8 protein-coding genes are annotated in these 17,867 nt (G+C 71.7%); 2 read left to right on the forward strand and 6 right to left on the reverse strand.

Annotated features, from left to right (window positions below; all coding sequences use genetic code 11):
• Window positions 1–190: 190 nt before the first annotated feature.
• Complete coding sequence (argB, locus tag ACH4RC_RS28395) at window positions 191–1,072, forward strand: acetylglutamate kinase (RefSeq protein WP_398205947.1); 882 nt, start codon at window positions 191–193, stop codon at window positions 1,070–1,072.
• Between the two features lie 194 nt (window positions 1,073–1,266).
• Here argB and ACH4RC_RS28400 read toward each other — a convergent pair whose 3' ends face one another.
• Genes ACH4RC_RS28400 through ACH4RC_RS28415 form a run of 4 tightly spaced genes read right to left on the reverse strand, consistent with a single transcriptional unit; the run spans window position 1,267 to window position 3,871 of the window.
• The gene (locus ACH4RC_RS28400) at window positions 1,267–1,785 is read right to left on the reverse strand and encodes a GNAT family N-acetyltransferase (RefSeq protein WP_398205949.1); all 519 of its coding nucleotides are present in this window, start codon (window positions 1,783–1,785) and stop codon (window positions 1,267–1,269) included.
• Window positions 1,786–1,839: 54 nt separating this feature from the next.
• Complete coding sequence (locus ACH4RC_RS28405) at window positions 1,840–2,070, reverse strand: hypothetical protein (protein WP_398205951.1); 231 nt, start codon at window positions 2,068–2,070, stop codon at window positions 1,840–1,842.
• Window positions 2,067–3,647 carry an amidohydrolase gene (locus tag ACH4RC_RS28410; RefSeq protein ID WP_398205953.1) on the reverse strand — a complete coding sequence of 527 codons (1,581 nt, stop codon included), beginning with the start codon at window positions 3,645–3,647 and terminating at the stop codon, window positions 2,067–2,069. The genes ACH4RC_RS28405 and ACH4RC_RS28410 overlap by 4 nt, the downstream gene beginning before the upstream one ends.
• Before the next feature lie 11 nt (window positions 3,648–3,658).
• Window positions 3,659–3,871: an MbtH family protein gene (locus ACH4RC_RS28415; protein WP_398205954.1), complete on the reverse strand. Its 213-nt coding sequence runs from the start codon at window positions 3,869–3,871 to the stop codon at window positions 3,659–3,661.
• 147 nt (window positions 3,872–4,018) lie between these two features.
• Between ACH4RC_RS28415 and ACH4RC_RS28420 the strand changes: the two genes are divergently transcribed.
• Window positions 4,019–5,122, forward strand: a complete 1,104-nt coding sequence (locus ACH4RC_RS28420) for an alpha/beta hydrolase-fold protein (RefSeq protein WP_398205955.1) — start codon at window positions 4,019–4,021, stop codon at window positions 5,120–5,122.
• A 73-nt stretch (window positions 5,123–5,195) separates the two neighbouring features.
• Here the strand turns inward: ACH4RC_RS28420 and ACH4RC_RS28425 are convergent, their stop codons facing one another.
• Window positions 5,196–6,899, reverse strand: a complete 1,704-nt coding sequence (locus tag ACH4RC_RS28425) for an ABC transporter ATP-binding protein (RefSeq protein WP_398205957.1) — start codon at window positions 6,897–6,899, stop codon at window positions 5,196–5,198.
• The gene (locus tag ACH4RC_RS28430) at window positions 6,886–17,823 is read right to left on the reverse strand and encodes an amino acid adenylation domain-containing protein (protein WP_398205959.1); all 10,938 of its coding nucleotides are present in this window, start codon (window positions 17,821–17,823) and stop codon (window positions 6,886–6,888) included. The genes ACH4RC_RS28425 and ACH4RC_RS28430 overlap by 14 nt, the downstream gene beginning before the upstream one ends.
• Window positions 17,824–17,867: the final 44 nt, after the last annotated feature.

Genomic DNA, 17,867 nt, shown 5'->3' on the forward strand with positions numbered 1-17,867 from the left:
GCCAGGACTTGGCCCGGCGACTGGTGGCGGACGCCGAGGGCGCCTCCAAGGAGGCCGATCTGCCGGACCGCCGGATCACGGACACCGCCGGCCTGCGCTCCGGCGACGCGGCAGCGGGCATGTGGACCAACGACCTGACGGCCGAGTACGCCCACGAGAACAGCGCGTACAGCTCATGAACGGGGCGGGAATGGAGAGAACACAGGAGCCGGACGCGGCCGTGGCGCCTGCCGCCCGGGACCTGCCCTGGGCCGAGGAGCTGCAGGGCAGCGTGGTCGTCATCAAGTTCGGCGGCAACGCCATGGTGGACCCGTCGCTGCACCGGACGTTCGCGCAGGACGTGGTGGAGCTGTGGCAGGCGGGGCTCCGTCCCGTCGTCGTGCACGGCGGAGGGCCGCAGATCAGCGCCCTGCTCGACCGGCTCGGTCTGGAGGTGCGCTTCGAGGCAGGGCTTCGGGTGACCACGCCGGAGACGATGGACGTCGTCCGCATGGTGCTCACCGGCCGGGTCCAGCGCGAACTGGTCGGGGCCATCAACGTCCACGGGCCCTTCGCCGTGGGCCTGTCGGGCGAGGACGCGCACACGATGACCGCCGTCCGGCGCTCCGCCCTGGTGGACGGCCGCGCTGTGGACATCGGCCTGGTCGGGGACGTGGTCGCGGTGGAGGCCGCCACGATCGACGCATTGCTGGAACAGGGCCGCATCCCTGTGATCTCGCCCGTCGCACGGGGCGAGGACGGCCAGGTCTACAACGTCAACGCCGACCTCGCCGCGTCGGCGCTCGCTGTGGCGCTGGGGGCGGAACGGCTGGTCGTCATGACCGACGTCGAGGGCGTGTACGCGGACTGGCCGCACAGCACCGGAATCATCGATCGGCTGACCGCGGACGAACTGGACGCGCTGTTACCGGAGTTGACCAGCGGCATGCTCCCCAAGATGGAGGGCTGTCTGCGGGCCGTCCGGGCGGGCGTCGGCCGCGCGCACGTCATAGACGGTCGCGTTCCGCACGCCTTGCTGCGTGGCGTCTTCGACGAAGACGGTCCCGGCACCACGGTCGTCCCTGACAAGTAGCCAGCGACGCGGAACACGGAGGAGGCCGCCTGAGCGACGACGGTCCCCTTTCACCGGCCAGCCGCCGGCGTGCGGTGATGAGGGACGACCACGGCACTCCCCCGCCGGCCCTCGTCGGAGGTGTGAACGGCACGGTGTGGGACGAGGACGGCCGGTCGTGGTCGCCTCCGGTGCGCTGGACGCCGCCAGGTGCGCTACGGCTGACAGGCGCGGGCCAGAATGAGCGCGTTGCGGTCGGGATCCAGGGTCCGGGTCCAGGCTGCCGGGGCCAGACCCGGGTCGACCGGGTGGAAGCCGTGGTCGAGGAAGAGCCGGCCGCTGCCGGTCGTCGCGGTGAACAACATGGTCAGGGCACGGCTGCGGGCCCGGGCGAACGCGGCTTGCAACAGACTGCCTCCCATGCCCGAACCCTGACGGTGCTCGGCGACGCAGAAGTTGTAGAGCACGCCGACCGAGGCGTGCTCCCTCGCCGCGAGACATCCCTCGAGGTCCCCGTCGGGCGCCTGGGCAACGAGAAAGTCGCATGCCCTCGCCAGGTAGAGGGAGACGGGACGTTCGCGGAGTGCTCCCGTCCGCACGAACGGCCGGGAGAGCGCGGCCAGCGCGGGGGCGTCACCGTTCTGCGCCGGCCTCACGGAGAACGCGGAAGCCCCGCAGCGCTCGACGGCCGGGGCATGCGCCGGTAAGGCGGCGGGCAGCGTAGCGGTGGTCAAGACATTCCTTCCTCAGACAGTTCCGGCCGGACGGTCAGGTCGACCGTTCGGCCGTCACCCGCAGGGGCGGCCGGGATAGGCGTCGGTCTCGGGGGTTCCCGCCTCGCGCAGGCGGCGCAGCACGTCCCCGAGAACCTTCTCGTCCACGTCGAACGGGATGTTCAGCCGTCGGTCGAAGACGACGACCTCGTCCGCGGACATGTGCCAGATCACCCAGCGCGACGGGGTCCCGGGCTCTTCCCGCAACTCGGCGACGCACTCGGCGACGTCCGTCTCCGCACTCACAGCTTTCCCGCTTTCGTCGCTTCGGTTCCGTCCACGAAGGTCGCCACGACCTCGATGCCGCTGATGCGCGAGGGCGGGACGCGCCGGGGGTCGTCGCCGAGCACGACGAAGTCGGCCCGCTTTCCCGGGGTCAGGCTGCCCGCACCGTCCTCCCACCGGCAGGCGTACGCCCCGGCCACCGTGTAGGCGCGCAGCGCCTCCTCGACGGTGACCGCCTCGTCCGCTCCGACCGTGCGCCCCGAGGCGGAGGCGCGCTCGACCATGAACTGGACGGCGCGCAGCGGCGCCCCGTCCGTGACGGGCAGGTCCGAACTCCCCACGAGGGGCACCCCGTGCTCCAGGAACGCCCGGCCCCGGTACAGCCAGTCCGCTCGCCCGGCGCCCATCACCCGCGCGTAGTCGTCCCCGAAGGAGTACAGGAAGGTCGGCTGGACGACCGCGCTGACGCCGAGGCGTGCCATGCGCGGAAGTTGGTCGGGCCGGATCAGCCCGGCGTGCTCGATCCTGTGCCGCGCGTCGCTGCGGGGCCGCAGGCGCTGGGCCCGCTCCAGGGCGTCGAGCGCGAGGTCGGCCGCGCGGTCGCCGATGGCGTGGACGGCGAGCTGCCAGCCGGAGAGATGCCCGTCCACGATGAGCCGGGTCAGGATTTCCGGGTCGTCCTGCAGTTCGCCGGTGTTGTCCGTCCCGGCGTACGGAGCGGTGAGGGCGGCGGTCCGGGCCATCATCCCGCCGTCGGTGTAAATCTTGAGCGCCCCCAGCGAGAGCCACTCGTCGCCGAAGCCGGTGCGCATCCCCAGATCCAGGGAGCGGGGGAGTCCGTCGTCCCGGTGGGCGGCGAGCGGGCGCAGGGTGTCACCGGCCGCCATGAGCTGCACGCGCAGCGGCAGCCTTCCCTGGTCTCGCAGCAGTTGGTAGGCGCCGAGCTCGACCGGGCTGTGGCCGAGCAGGCCGCCGCCGATGCCTGCTTCGGCGACGGCGGTCACGCCTGCACCGAGACAGGTACGGGCCGCTCGCTCGACGGCGTCGGCGATCTCGGTCTGCGCGAAGGGGAGCCGCAGCTTACGCGCCCGCTCCATGGCCCGCTCGGCCAGGAATCCGTCGTGGTGCGGGACATCGGCGGGCAGGAGGTCCAGGACGGCGGAGCTGACGACGCATCCGTGCCCGGAGGCGTGCAGGAGGAACACCTTGCGCCCGCGGGCGACGGTGTCCAGCTCGGCGCTGGTCACATGGCGCCCGAGGGCTCGCTGGTCGTAGCCCATCACGTCGACCCAGTCGCCGGGTCCGTCCGTACCGGAGACCGCCTCGGCGACGACTGCCAGAACGTCTTCGACGCGTTCGCACGAAGTGACGCTGCGGGCCAGTTGTCCGAGCCCCGCCCACGCGAGATGGACATGGCTGTCGATGAAGCCCGGCAGGACCGTCGCGCCCTGCAGATCGATGACTTCGCGGGCGGGGAGAGCGGTCACGGCTTCGTCGAGTCCCACGATGCGCCCCCGCCAGATCCCCATGTCGCGGGCGGTCGGGCGGTCCGGGTCCATCGTGACGATGTGAGCGTTCGTCAGCCGTGAGCACAGCATGGGCGGCCGGATCAGGCGTCGGCGGAGGCCGCGAGGGAACGGGGGCGCAGATCCGTCCAGTTGGTCTCGACGTACTCCAGGCAGGCGTCCCGTGTGGTCTCCGCCAGGGCGACCGTCCAGCCGCCGGGCACCTCCGCGAAGGACGGCCAGAGGGAGTGCTGGCCCTCGTCGTTCACCAGGACCAGGAAACGGCCGTCGGCGTCGTCGAACGGGTTGGTGCTCATGTGCGGGTTCCTCCTTGGGCCCAAGGGGGCTGGGTTTCGGGTCGCGCGAGAAGGACGTCGACCGGCGAACCCCTTGACCAGTTAGGTTAGGCTCGCCTAAACCCAGACCTTAACGTCTCCCCCTCTCCCCCACAAGGAGCCCTCATCATGCCTGGACGCGAACAGGGCCTGGCCGACGGCCCGTTCACCGGGTTCGGCCTGACCGCGACGCCCGGCGGCGAAGAGTTCTGGGCGGGCGCGGCGGCCCCCGCATCGGTGCCCTCCGGGGACGGCGGCTGGGTCACCCTGTTCCTGTGGCGCGGCAGCCCGGCGGTGGTCGAGTTCGAGAACTGGCCCGACCCCGTGCCGCTGGTCCGGTGGGGCGACACGGACTGCTGGTACGCCGAGGTGCCGATGCCGGCCCGGCTCCGGGTGACCTATCGGTTCCGTACGGGCGAACTGACGCACCCCGACCCGTTCAACCCGGCCGGGACCGGCGGTGAACAGTCCATCGTCGCCACCCCGGACGCTCCCCCGCAGCCGCACTGGCCGGTCGTCGGCGCGGACGACGTGCTGCCGCTGCCCCGCACCCGTATCCGCTGGACCAGCGAACGGCTCGGCGGGCGCCGCACCGTGCGCCTCCATCCGGTCGCCGGCGGCGGGCCCGTGGTCCTGCTGCTCGACGGGGACGACTGGCTGCACCTGCACCCCGCCATGGCCGCCTTCGACGCGGCGGCCGCCGCCGGGGAGATGCCGCCGGCCACATTGGTCTTCGTACCGGCCAAGGACCGGGCGGCGGAGTTCGGCTGCCGCCCGGACCTGTGGGAGGCGGTGCGCGACGAACTGCTCCCCCTCGTCGTGGACAGCGAAGTCCCGGCGGAGACGGACGGTTTGGTGGTCGCCGGGCAGAGTCTCGGTGGCCTGAGCGCCGTGTACGCCGCGTTGGAGTACCCGGACCTGGTGTCCCGCGTCGCCTGCCAGTCGGGGTCCTTCTGGTGGTCCCCGAGCGCTGCGGACCTGCCGGATCCCCTGGCCGGACAGGTGGGCGGCGCCATCGCGGCACGCCTGCGCGAACACCCCGCCCCACCAGGTCTGCGGATCGCGTTCGACCTGGGCGAGCACGAGACCCGTATGCGTCCCCACTGCGAGCTGGTGGAATCGCTCGTCGAGGAGTCCGGTGCGACCGTACGGGTCTCGCGGTCGGCGTCGGCGCACGACCGGGCGGGCTGGCGGCAGGCCCTGCTCACGGACGTGGCCTGGGCACTGGCCTGACGAACGCAGGGAGGTGCCCCGGGACGCAGCCGAGCGGCTGCGTCCCGGGGCACCTTCTCCTCACGTCACCTGGTCACCTGGTCACCGCCAGGGAATAGTCCCGGTCCATGGTCAGCAGCTGCCGGTGCGTGCCCTCGGCCTTGACCACACCGTCGTCGAGGACGAGCACGCGGTCGGCCGCGTCAAGCAGAGCGGGGCTGCTGGTGATCACGACGGTGGTGCGGTCCCTGCGCAGCGTCGCGATGTTGCGCGCCACCAGCTGTTCGGTGACCGCGTCCACCGCCGTCGTCGGATCCCGCAGCACGAGGACCTCCGAGTCCGCGGCGAGAGCACGCGCCAGGGACAGCCGCTGGCGCTGCCCCCCGGACAGGTTCGAACCGCGGTCACGGACCTCGTAGTCGAGTCCCTCCCGGTGCAGGGCCACCACATCGGTCAGCAGAGACGCCTCGACCGCCTCGGCAAGCATGCGACTCGTCCCCAGCGGATCGATGTTCGAACGCAGCGTGCCGGCGAAGATCTCCCCGTCGAAGGGGTTCACCAGGATGTGCTCGCGGGCCGACGCGACCGACAACTCCGAGAGCGGCCGGTCCCCGACGCGTACCACTCCCTCGTAGGCGTCCGGGGGAACCGCCAGAGCCAGGATCGACGCGAGCTCGGCCGCCGCCCGGGGCTGGTAGGCCGCGATGGCGACGAACTCACCGGCCGACACCCGGAGCTTGACCCCCTGCAGCGTTCCGTACCGGACACCGTCGATGTCCAGGTCGCCGGCCGGCGTCGGCCGCTCCGAGCCCGGGTCCGCCATCGGCGGGGCCGAGAGGACCAGGGCCATCCGCTCCGCCGACGCGCGCGCCATCATCACGTACTTCGGCATGTCCGAGAACAGTTTGAGCGGCTCCATGATGAACTGCGCCAGACCCACGGCCATGACGAGCTCGCCGATGCTGATCTGCTTGTCGAAGGCCAGCCAGCCGGCCATCAGGCTCACCGAGACCGCGAGGATCCCGTTCAGCGCCAGCGCGGTGCCCGCGTAGGCCCCGTTCACCCGGGCGACCGTGACCGCCTGCTCCTTCGCCTCCGTACTGACCTTCCGGTAGGAACGGAACGCCGCGTAGTTGCCGCCGAAGCCGTGCAGCGGACGCAGCCCTGTGATCAGGTCGGCGACCTTCGCACCCGCGCGCGCCACCCTGGCCTGCTGCTCCTTGGTGCTGGTGCCGATCCGCCTGGACATCACGCTCAGGACCGCGAGGATGGCCACGGCCCCGGCCATGACAAGGAGGCCGAGCCGCAGGCTCGCCATGCTCAGCGCCACCGCCGCGACAAGCACCGAGACCATGGAGCTGATCAGCAGGGGCACCACTTCGACGATGTCGGCGGTCTGGTCGGCGTCCTCGGTGGCGATGGTGAGCACCTCGCCGGATTTCAGGCCGGAGTCCCTGGCCACGGGCTGGAGGCCGCAGGCCGCGACCTGCACCCTCCAGCGGTGCGCCTCGGTCGTGTTGGCCTTCTGCAGAATGCGCATGCCGAAGCGCCAGGAGAGCGACACGACCGTGATGATCACGGCCAGGGCGCCGATCGCCAGCGGGAGCGACAGTGTGCTGCCGTCCTTCATGGTGCGCTCGACGATCTGGCCGAGCGCGATCGGAAAGGCGGTCTCACCGGCCTGGTAGAGGCCCATGAGGACGGTGCCCCAGGCCATGGCGCCGATGTTGCGGCGGACGGCCGTCCGCAGGATGTCGGACCCCGGGCGGCGGGATCTCTGAACGTCAGGAGTTGTCATCGATGTGCCGAGCAATCGCTTCCGGGGTTCGCAGGGTGTACAGATCACGGATGGTGATCACGGGACCGTACTCCCGGCGCAGAAGTCCGACCAGGCGCACGGCCAGCATGGAGTGTCCCCCGAGGGACAGGAAATCACCCATCGCGCTCACCTCGTCGTCGTCCAGGTCCAGGGTCTCCGCGAAGAACTCGCAGACCACGGTCTCCGTCTCGGTCTCCGGGCCGCGCTCGCCCGAAGTGGTCAGCGCCCCCAGCGGCTTGGGTTCGGGCAGCGCCTTGGTGTCGGCCTTTCCGTTCACCGTGAGCGGGATGCTGTCCACCTGGGCGTAGTGCGTCGGCCGCAGGAAGTCGGGCAGCCCCGCGCCGACCTCTGCCGCGATCGACGCCAGGTTACCGTCGTCGAGCACCAGGTAGGCGGCCAGCCGGTGGGCGCCGTCGACCTGGGGGTCGGGCTGGGCCACCGCGGCGGTGAACCGTACGGCGGGGTGCGCGGCGAACGCGGCTTCCACCTCGCCCAGTTCGACCCGGTGTCCGCGGATCTTGACCTGCTGATCCGTGCGGCCCAGGTACATCAGGTTTCCGTCGGGGCGCCGGATGACGAGGTCGCCGGTGCGGTACATGCGCTCGCCGGGGGCGCCGAACGGGGACGCCACGAACCGGTGCGCCGTCTGGGCCGACTGGCCGAGGTAGCCCCTGGCGATGCCCACGCCGGAGACGTACAGCTCGCCGGGGGCTCCGTCCGGCAGAGGCCGCAGCCACGGGTCGAGCACGTACACGTCGGTGTTGTCGATGGCCACGCCCACCACGGGGTCCTCGCACTCGAACGTGCCGACGCCCAGGGTGTTGATGGTGTACTCGGTGGGTCCGTAGAGGTTGTACCCCACGGTCCCCTCGGTCCGGTCGAGCCGCTGCCACAGGCCCGGGGTGACCGCCTCCCCTCCGAGGAGAACCAGGGCGGGGCGCCGGTCCGGGTTGTCGAGCAGGCCCTCGGCCACCAGCTGCTGGGCGTACGTCGGGGTGACGTTGATGACGTCGATCCCGTGGTCGCGGCAGTAGTCGACCAGGCCGGGCGCGTCGCGTCGCAGCTCCTCGTCGCAGATGTGCACCTCATGGCCGTCGGCGAGCCACAACAGCTCCTCCCACGACATGTCGAAGGCGAACGACACGGTGTGCGCGATCCGGAAGACCCGGTCGCCGTGGTCGGCGAGGACCGGAGCGAAGATACGGCGCTGGTGGTTGATCAGCATGTTGGTGAGGCCCGCGTACTCGGTCACCACACCCTTGGGCTTTCCGGTGGAGCCGGACGTGTAGATCGTGTACGCGGGACGGCGCAGCCGCCGCGGGTCGTCCGGCGCGAACGAGACGCACGGCTCCGCCGCCGGGAGCGGGCGGTCGAGTTCGATGAGGTCGCCGCCAAGGCGCGGGGACACGGAGCTGACGGTGAGGATCACGTCCGGGCGGGAGTCGGCCACGATCGAGGCTATGCGCTCGTCCGGGTGGTCCAGCTCGAGCGGCACGTACGCGGCTCCGGTGCGCAGCACGGCGAACAGCGCCACGATCGAGTCCAGCGAGCGCGGGATCGCGAGGGCCACGGTCCGTTCGGGGCCGATCCCCCGTCCGGCGAGCACGCCCGCCAGCTCACGGCTGCGGTCCCGCAGTTGTGCGAAGGTCATGCTCCTGCCGTGCGCGACCAGGGCGGTGCGGTCCGGGGAGCGGTCCGCCGCCAGGTCGAAGCGGTCGACCACGGTGTCGGTGCCGATGTCCGTACGGACGCCGGGCTCCGGAACCGGGCCGAGGCCCGGCAGCGCGCCCACGGGTCCGCTCGCCCGCGCGAGGTCCTCCAGTACGCGCACGTAATCGTCGAGGAGGCTACGGGCGCTGTCGCTGTCGCCGTGGCGGTGCTCAAGCTTGACTGTCAGGCGCTCGCCGGGCGTGACGACCCAGGTGTACGGATAGTGGGTGGAGTCGTCGGCCTTCACCTCGGTGATGCCGTGCCGTGCGTTCATCTCGGCGAAGGCGTCCATGTCCAGGAAGTTCTGGAGCACGAAGAGGTTGTCGAACAGGACGTCGTGGCCGCTGGCACGCTGGATCTCGCCGAGCCCCAGGTGCTCGTGCTCCATGGCCGCGACGCGGCTCGTCTGCACGGCGGACAGGTAGTCCCGTACGGTCTCCTCCGGCCTGGCCCGCGTCCACATGGGCACGGTGTTGAGCAGCACTCCGACCATGTCGGACAGCCCCTCGCCGTCACGTCCGGAGACCGTCACGCCGAACACCGCGTCGCTGCGCCCTGTGTGGCCTCCGAGAAGCAGGCCGAACGCGCCCGTCAGGACGGAGTTCAGGGTGACGCCGTGCGCCTTGGCCGCCTTCCGGAGCAGTTCGGACTGCTCGGCGGTCAGGGTGTGGACGAGCGCGGGCGGAAGGTCCGCCGAGAGGGTCGGTGCCGGTCCGGCCAGGAGCGTCGGGCTCGTGAGTTTGGACAGGTGCTCGGCCCAGAAGCGTTCCGAGACGGCCTGGTCCCGCTGGGCGAGCGCGCGGGCGTGGTCCTCGAAGCGGGGCTCGGCCGGCTCGGTGCCGGGCCGTTCGCCGGCGACGACAGCCTCGTAGGCGGCGAACAGGTCGCGCAGCACGATCTCGCGGGACCAGCCGTCCCACAGCAGCAGATGATGGCTGAGGAGCAGACCGTCGCCGCCGTCGGGAAGCCTGACCACGGTGAGCCGGATCAGCGGTGCGTCGTCCAGGTCGAATGCGGTCGTACGGTCCCGGACACGCAGGGCGTCCACCTCCGCTTCGGCGCGGAGTTCGACCGTGCGGACGGGGACCCGGCGGCCCGGCTTGAGGACCTGGACCGGATTGCCGTCGTCGTCCGTGGCGAAGCCCGCGCCGACGACAGGGTGCCGGGCGATCACGGAGGCCATGGCCTCCTCCAGCGCGGCCGTGTCCAGGCGCCGGTCGAAGGTGAAGTAGTTCTGCGCCACGTAATGGCCGGCCGAACCCGCCATTTGGGCCTGGAAGTACAGGCCCCGCTGGAGCGGTGTGACCGGTGCCGTGCGCTCGGCGGTCACCGCGGCCCGCGCCATGCCCTCCAGGGCGTGCAGCCAGTGCCTGGTGATCTCCTCGGGAACGTCCTCCGCCAGGGTGAACGTGGCGTGCACGCTTCCCGTGACGGCGTCCGTCCAGGCGTTGACCTCGACGGCGTACGGGCTGCCCTGGTCCCCGCCGGTGATGTGCAGTGCCTCTGACTCACTGCCCCGGCCGAGGTAGTTGAACAGCACCTGCGGGCGGGCGGTGAGCAGCGGCGCCGTCTGCGGGTTGAGGTAGCGAAGTCGGCCGTAGGCGGCGTGTCCGGCCTCGTCCGGCTGGCGCTCGGCGAGCTCGCGGGCCGCCGCGACGGGGTCGGTGTGCGCGGTGAGCCGCACAGGCGCGATGGCGGTGAACCAGCCGACCGTACGGGTGTAGTCGTGGTGCCCCGATGCCGGGGTTCGGCCGTGCCGTTCGAGCTCGATCGCGAGGTCGGCGGGCACGTCCTGGATCTCGGTCAGGGCGGTGCGCAGTGCCCCGCACAGCAGCTCGGTCAGGGCGACTCCCAGCGCGGTGGGCGCGGTGCGCGTCAGCTGGTCGCTGACGTCGGGGGGCAGCACGACGGTGATGTCGCGCGGTGCGCCGACGGTGGTGAGCAGCGCGGGCGCCTGAAGCACGTCGATCCAGCGTCCGACATCCTCGATGTCGGCTGCGGCCCGCAGCGTGAGCGCCTCGGCGTACTCGGCGTAGGACGTCGTCGCCGGTGCGAGCGCCTCCCCGCGCAGCGCGGCGGCGATGTCGTCCAGGATGATCAGCCAGGAGACGGCATCGACAGCGATGTGGTGCACGATGATCACCAGCGTGTTGCTGCGCTCGAGCCACGTGAACGCGACGACGTTCCCGGATCCGGGGTCGAGGTGCCCGGCGGCCTCGTTCGCCGCTGCGGAGGCGTCGGTGGTGTCTGCCTCGACGACGGTGGCCGGGTGGGCGGGTTCGGTCCGCAGAGTCCACACGCCGTGCCGGGTGTCGAGGCGCAGGCGCAGGGCGGGGTGGGCGGCCAGTACCGCGCTCGCGGCGCGTTCGATGTCGGCGAGCGTGGTGCCCTCGGCCGGTCGCAGGGTCCGGGCCTGGGCGAACCGGGCGAGGGAGCCGCCCAGTTCACGCTGGCGCAGGATGATCGGCGTGGGCGGCACGGGACCGTCCTCGCGAGGTGCGGTATCGGACGGCCGGGCCGGCGCGGACTGCGGCGCGCGGGCGCCTAGGAGTTCGGCGAGGGCCCGGGGCGTCTTGCTCAGGAACACGTCGCGGGGAGCGATCGGCAGTCCGAGAGCCCTGGCCCTGTTGACCACGGTGATGGCGATGATGCTGTCGCCGCCGGCCGCGAAGAAGTCGGTGTCGCCCTCCGCCTCCGGGTGGTGCAGCGTCTCGGCGAAGATGGCGATCAGCGACGTGAGTGCGGAATCGGAGACCGCGCCGGCGCCGGTCTCCGCAGTGCCGTCCTGTGCGGCACGCGCGATCAGCGCCTTGCGGTCGAGCTTGCCGTTGACGGTCAGGGGCAGGGCGTCCACCGTCAGGACCCGTCCGGGCACCATGTGCACGGGCAACCTCGCGGCGAGGACATCGGAAAGGTCTGCCGGCACGCGCCCCACGACGTGTGCGACCAGGTGGTCCCCGCTGTCGGCGACGGTGACGGCCGCGTCGACCACACCGTCGAGGTCGCGGAGCGCGGACTCGACCTCGCCGGGTTCGATGCGGAAACCCTTGAGCTGTACCTGGTCGTCGGCGCGGCCGGTGAACTGCAGCTCGCCGTCGAGCGTGCGGCGGGCGAGGTCGCCCGTGTGGTACATGCGGGAACCGTCGTCCGCGAACGGGTTCGCCACGAAGCGGCCCGCGGTCAGGCCCGGCCGCCCCAGATAGCCGAGGGTGACCTGGTCGCCCGCCACGTAGATGGCGCCCACCTGTCCGGGCGGGACCGGCCGCAGCCGGTCGTCGAGCAGATGGGTGACCAGGCCCGGGACCGGGCCGCCGATGGGGCTGACATCGGCATCGTCGGAGCGGAAGTCGTCGTCGGTCAGCACGCGATGGGTCACATGGACGGTGGTCTCGGTGATGCCGTACATGTTGACCAGCTCGGGCGACGCGGTGCCGTACCGTCCGATCCAGTCCCGCAGCCGGCCGAGGTCCAGCGCTTCGCCGCCGAAGATGACGCGGCGCAGGGCGGTGAGGGGCTCGTCGGCGCGCCGGTCGGCCTCGATGAACTGGTAGAAGGCCGAGGGGGTCTGGTTGAGGACGGTGACTCCGCGCTCGCGGACCAGGCGGTGGAAGTCCACCGGGGAACGCGTCAGTCCGTAGTCCGGCACAAGGAGTTCGCCGCCGTGCACCAGAGCGCCCCACAGCTCCCAGACGGCGAAGTCGAAGGAGTAGGAGTGGAACTGGACCCAGACGTCGTCGGGGCCGAAGTCCATGTCCGGCCGCGTGTTGGCGAGCAGCGTCACCACGCTGGAGTGCGGGACCACGACGCCCTTGGGCCTGCCCGTCGATCCGGACGTGTAGATCACGTACGCGGGGTCGTGCCACCCCACCTGTCCGGCGGCCGTGTCGGCGCCGCCGCCGGGCGGTTCCTCACCTTGTACGAGGACACGCGCCGCGACCGAGGCCCGGTCGAGGAGGGCCGTGAAACGCTCGCGCTGGTCGGGGGCGACCAGGACGACCTGCGGGGCGGCGTCCTGGAGGACGTAGGCGAGACGCTCGTCCGGGTAGGCCGTGTCCAGAGGCACGTACGCGCCGCCCGCGCTGACGATGGCGACGAGGGCCACGACCTGCTCGACGGTGCGGGGCACCGCGACGGCCACCCGCTTCCCGGGGCGCACCCCGGCCGCGCGCAGGGACGCCGCCAACTGGTCCTTGGCACCGGCCAGTTCACCGTAGGTCAGGGACCGGGTGGTGCCGTCGAGGGCGCATTGGGTGAGGGCGGTGGCCGCCGGGTCGCGGCGTGCCGCGGCGTCGAACAGGTCGCCGAGCGTGGCCGGGACGACCGGGGCCGGGCTCCGGTTCTCGCTCGGTACGAGTTCGCCGACGGGCCGGTCGGGGCTCTCCAGGAGGGCGGCGAGCGTGTGCGTGAACCCGCGGAGGATGTCCTGTGCGCCCCGCTCCTTGAGCAGCTCCTCGTCGTAGATGAGGTTGAAGCGCGGGCGCCCGTCGAGGGACCGCTCCACGACCAGGGTCAACGGGTAGTGCGGAGCGCCCTCGTTGACGAGGCCGGTGACGAACAGGGTGTCGCCGGGCCGTCGCAGCGCGGCGATGTCCGTGGCCACGTCGAACACGACCAGGGTGTCGAACAACGAGCCGACCGCGGCCTGGCGGCCGATCCGGGCCAGCGAGACGTGCTGGTGCGGCAGGACCGCGGCCTGGTGGGCACGTACCGAGGACAGCAGCGTCCGCGCTGTGGTGCCGGCGCCGAACCGGGCCCGCAGGGGGACCGTGTTGATGAACAGGCCGACCATGTCGCCGATGCCGGGGACGTCCGCGTCGCGGCCGGAGACGGTGGAGCCGAACACCACGTCGTCGGAGTGCAGGATGCCGCCCAGCGTCAGCGCCCACGCACTGTGCACGGCCACGCTCAGGGTGGTTCCGGCGGCCCGGACGGCGGCGTCGAGATCGCCCTCGGGCTCCGTCGAGGTGTCGGCGAACCGGCCGGACGGCGTGTGCCCCTTGGCCACCAGCGAGGGGCCGGACAGCTCGGCGAGTTCGGCGCGCCACACCCGGTCGCTCTCGTCGGCGTCGCGCGCGGCGAGCCAGTCCACGTAGTCCGCGAAGCCGCCCACCGGGTGGACGGTGCCCGGCGCGTGGTACTCGGCGAGCAGCGTGCGGAGCATCGCGGGGACGGACCAGCCGTCGGCGATGATGTGGTGGACGGTCTGCACCAGGGTGTTCCGGCCCGAGTCGGAGTCGCGGAACAGCGTGAACCGCATCAGCGGTCCGGTGGCGAGGTCGAAGCCGGTGTGGCGGTCGCGCTCGGCGTGGTCACGGATCTCCGCCTCGGTGATGCCGGGGCGGTCGATTGTGGTGAACGGCGCCTTCGCACCGTTCTCCAGGACGGACACGACGCGGCCGTCGGCGAGAGCGGTGAAGCATGCCGCCAGGTTCGGGTAGAGGGCGAGCAGGCGGGTCGCCGCGGCCTCCAGCCGGCCTGCGTCGAGGTCCCCGTCCAGAGTCAGCAGTTGCTGCTCGACGTAGCTGCCCGCGGAGTCCTCGTCGAACACCGAGTGGAAGTAGAGGCCCTCCTGGAGCGGGGTCAGGGGCAGGACGTCGCGCAGTACGGGGCTGTCCAGGGCGTCCACGTCGGCCTGGGCCAGGCGTACCAGCGGGAAGTCACTGGGCGAATGACCGCCCTCGTCGAGCGCGGCGAGTCCGGCGAGCGCCGCCTGGAAGTACGCGCCGAGCTTGTCCACGTCCTCGTCGTGGAACAGCCCGTCGGGCCAGGAGACGGTGGTGACCAGTTCGTACTCGCCGTCCGCCGCGGGTTCGGCGATCGCGTTGAACTCCAGGGCGCGCACGAGGCGCATCCGCGGATCCCGCTTCTCGCCCAGCTGACCGGTGGTGCCGGAGAGCTGCCAGTCCCCGGGCGCGCCCGCGTCGAACCGGCCCAGGTAGTTGAACAGCACCTGGGGTGCGGGGGCGGTGAAGGCGGCGTCCGACAGGAATGTCAGGGCGCCGTAGGAGAGGCCGTTGCCCGGGACCTCGGCGAGGTCCTCCTTGACCGCCTTGAGTGCGGCGGCGAGGTAGGCGGGGGCCGTGAAGTCGCGGGTCGTTCCGGGGTCCACAGTGACCGGGAAGAGCGTGGTGAACCAGCCGACGGTGCGCGACAGTTCGGGCTCGACACCGGTGGCGGCCGCGACATGGCGGCCTTCGCGCCCGTGCCCCTCCAGCTCGATGTGCGCGAACGTCTGGTCGTCACCGCGGTCCCGGCGCAGGCGGGCCAGGGAGACGGCGAGCGCTGTCAGCAGGACGTCGTTGACACCGGCGTGGAACTTCGCCGGGACCTCGCCCAGCAGTGCGCCGGTGAGGCGTGAGCCGACGGTGAAGGTACGCTGCCGCTCCCGTTCGACGGTGTCGCCCTCGGACAGGGGCCGCCGGCCCAGCGGCGCGTCGGGCCCCGGCAGGGGACGCTCGTAGTACGCACGGTCCTCGTCGAACGCCGCGCTCTCCAGCAACTGCGTCCAGCGGCGGAACGAGGTGCCCACGGCGGGGAGTTCGACGGTCGCGCCGGCCGCGCACCGGCGCCATGCCGTGGCCAGGTCCTCCATGATCACGCGCCACGACACTCCGTCGATGACCACATGGTGGGCGACAAGCACCAGCTGGCGTGCCGCGGGCCGCCAGACGGCCCGCAGCATCACGCCCTCGTCCGGGTTCAGCCCTTCGGCGGCCAGCGCCGCACAGGCGTCGAGCGGCTCGTCGCTCTCCTGCCAGTCGGCCGTGGCCGCGTCGGCCTCCGGCACGTCGAAGCTCCAGCGCTCGCCGCGCACGAGTCGGGCGCGCAGCATGTCGTGCCGGGCCACGACGGAGGTGAGTACGGCGTCGAGGGTCTCGGCGGTGAGGTCCGCCGGGGTGTTGAGCACGACGGACTGCACGAAGCCGTCGATCGTGTCGGTGGTCCGGCCGAGCCACTGAAGCACCGGGGAACCGGTGACGGAGCCGGTGGGGACGTCGGCGTGGTCCACGTGTGCCGTGTCCTCACGGCTGGCGACCGCCGCGAGTGCGCCCAGGACGCTGTGGGCGAAGATCTGCCCCGCCGTGACGTAGAGGCCCGCCTCGCGCAGCACGCTGAGCAGCGAGATCGCGAGGATGCTGTCCCCGCCGAGCTGGAAGAAGTCCTGGTCGACGCCGACTTCCTCGAGGCGCAGCACCGACGCGACGGCCGCGCACACCGTGCGCTCGTCGTCGGTGGACGGCGGGACGAAGGGGCCGGTGGCGGTCTCCGGCTCGGGCAGGGCGCGCCGGTCCACCTTGCCGTTCGCGGTGAGGGGGAACTCGCGCACCACGACGACATGGGCGGGGACCATGTACTCCACCATGTGCTCGGTGGCCCATGCCCTGACCTCGTCGGCTTTCAGGCTCTCGCTGCCCGCGGCCGGGATGACGTAGCCCACGAGGTAGGTGCCGCCGGCGCTGTTCTTCTTGGTGACGACGCAGGTGTGCCGGACGCCGGGGTGTTCGGCGAGGCCCGCCTCGACGTCCTCCAGTTCGAGCCGCATGCCGCGGATCTTGACCTGGTTGTCGGCCCGGCCGAGGAAGTCGAGGGAGCCGTCCGGGGCGAAGCGGGCGAGGTCGCCGGTCCGGTAGAGCCGTGACCCGTCGTTCGCGAAGGGGTTGGCGACGAAGCGGGACGCGGTCAGTCCGGCCGCGCCCGCGTATCCGCGGCCGAGCAGGAGACCGCCCGCGTAGAGCTCGCCGCCGACGCCGACGGGGACCGGGCGCAGTTCTTCGTCGAGTACGTAGAGCTGGGTGTTGGGATTGGCCTTGCCGATCGAGGTCGACAGGCGCTCCGCCGCACCCCGGTAGATGACGTGGGAGATGCCGATCGTGGTCTCGGCCGGTCCGTAACCGTGGTAGAGCGGGACGTCGTCGAGCCGGGTACGGAAGCGCTCGTACAGCTCGGGGGTGAGGACCTCGCCGCCGCACCACACGTGGCGCAGGCTGTCCAGGCGCCCGGAGTCGCCGGCCATCTCCAGGAGCACGTCCAGCATGGACGAGACGAGATACGTGAAGGTGACCCGCTGTTCGGCGATCACGCTGAGCAGGTGATGCGGGTCCCGTTCGCCGCCGGGGCGGAGAACCACCAGACGGGCGCCGCAGACCAGCGGCAGGAAGATTTCGTTGATGGATATGTCGAAGGAGAGCGGGGCCTTGAAGAGGGAGGCGTCGTCGGTGCCGAAGCCCAGGATCTCGTCGACCTGCCACACCAGACGCTCGCTGATCGCGGCGTGCCGGATCATCGCGCCCTTGGGGCGGCCGGTGGAACCGGACGTGAAGATGACGTAGGCCAGGGAGTCGCCGTGGACGGTGATGTCGGGGCAGTCGGCCGCGTGGGCCCCGTACCGCCAGTCGTCCAGATCGACGGCGAGCGCGTCCGGTTCCGCGGGGTCGTGCTCCCCTGTGCTGTTGAGCTGCACCACCACCGCGGCGTCCTCGATCACGACGGCGCGTCGCGCGGCGGGCCACTGCGGGTCGAGCGGCACGAACGCGCCGCCCGCCTGGACCACGGCGAGCAGCCCGATCACCATGTCGGCGGAGCGGCTGAGGGAGATGCCCACCACCTGCTCGGCGGCGAGTCCGCGTTCGAGCAGGTGGTGCGCCAACTGGGCCGACTTCTCGGCGACCTGGCGGTACGTCAGCGTGTGGTGGTCGTCGACTACGGCGACCGCGTCCGGCCTGCGCCGCGCCTGCTCGCGGAACATCTCCATGATCGTCGGCCGACAGCGGTCGGCGTCGGTGTCGTTCCACCGCGCGAGGGCTTCGAGCCGCTCCGCGACGCCGGACGGCGCGATGGTGGAGACGGGCCGGTCCGGGAAGTCCGCCAGGTCGTTCAGCGTGCGCTGCGCCTCGGAAAGATCGACACCTTCCGGGACGGTGATGGACACACCGCGCGCGTCGCCCTCGGCGGATTCACCGACCGCCCAACCACGCGGTGCGCCACCGCCGTTGCCCATCCGGGCCAGCACGTCCGTGAACAAGGTCTCCGGGGCGAGATCGATGCTGTCGGACCCCTCGCCCCTCGCCCAGTACGCCAGGCCGACGGCACACGCCGTGGCAATGGTCGCATCGGAGTGGTCGCCGGCGCGTCGGCGTACGTCGGCCAGGCGCGCGGGAGAGATCCACACGAGACGAGCGCTCGGTTCCATCATCGAAGACTCAACACCCTTCGTAGGCACGAAGGTAAACCTAGCCT

The organism is Streptomyces sp. NPDC016845 (assembly GCF_044332585.1).
In the GTDB taxonomy this organism is placed as follows: Bacteria; Actinomycetota; Actinomycetes; order Streptomycetales; family Streptomycetaceae; genus Streptomyces.

Coding starts and splice junctions, on each gene's coding strand:
- ACH4RC_RS28420 (WP_398205955.1), top strand. CDS start 4,019: ATGCCTGGACGCGAACAGGGCCTGGCCGACGGCCCGTTCACCGGGTTC.
- argB (WP_398205947.1), top strand. CDS start 191: ATGGAGAGAACACAGGAGCCGGACGCGGCCGTGGCGCCTGCCGCCCGG.
- ACH4RC_RS28425 (WP_398205957.1), bottom strand. CDS start 6,899: ATGACAACTCCTGACGTTCAGAGATCCCGCCGCCCGGGGTCCGACATC.
- ACH4RC_RS28430 (WP_398205959.1), bottom strand. CDS start 17,823: ATGATGGAACCGAGCGCTCGTCTCGTGTGGATCTCTCCCGCGCGCCTG.
- ACH4RC_RS28415 (WP_398205954.1), bottom strand. CDS start 3,871: ATGAGCACCAACCCGTTCGACGACGCCGACGGCCGTTTCCTGGTCCTG.
- ACH4RC_RS28410 (WP_398205953.1), bottom strand. CDS start 3,647: ATGCTGTGCTCACGGCTGACGAACGCTCACATCGTCACGATGGACCCG.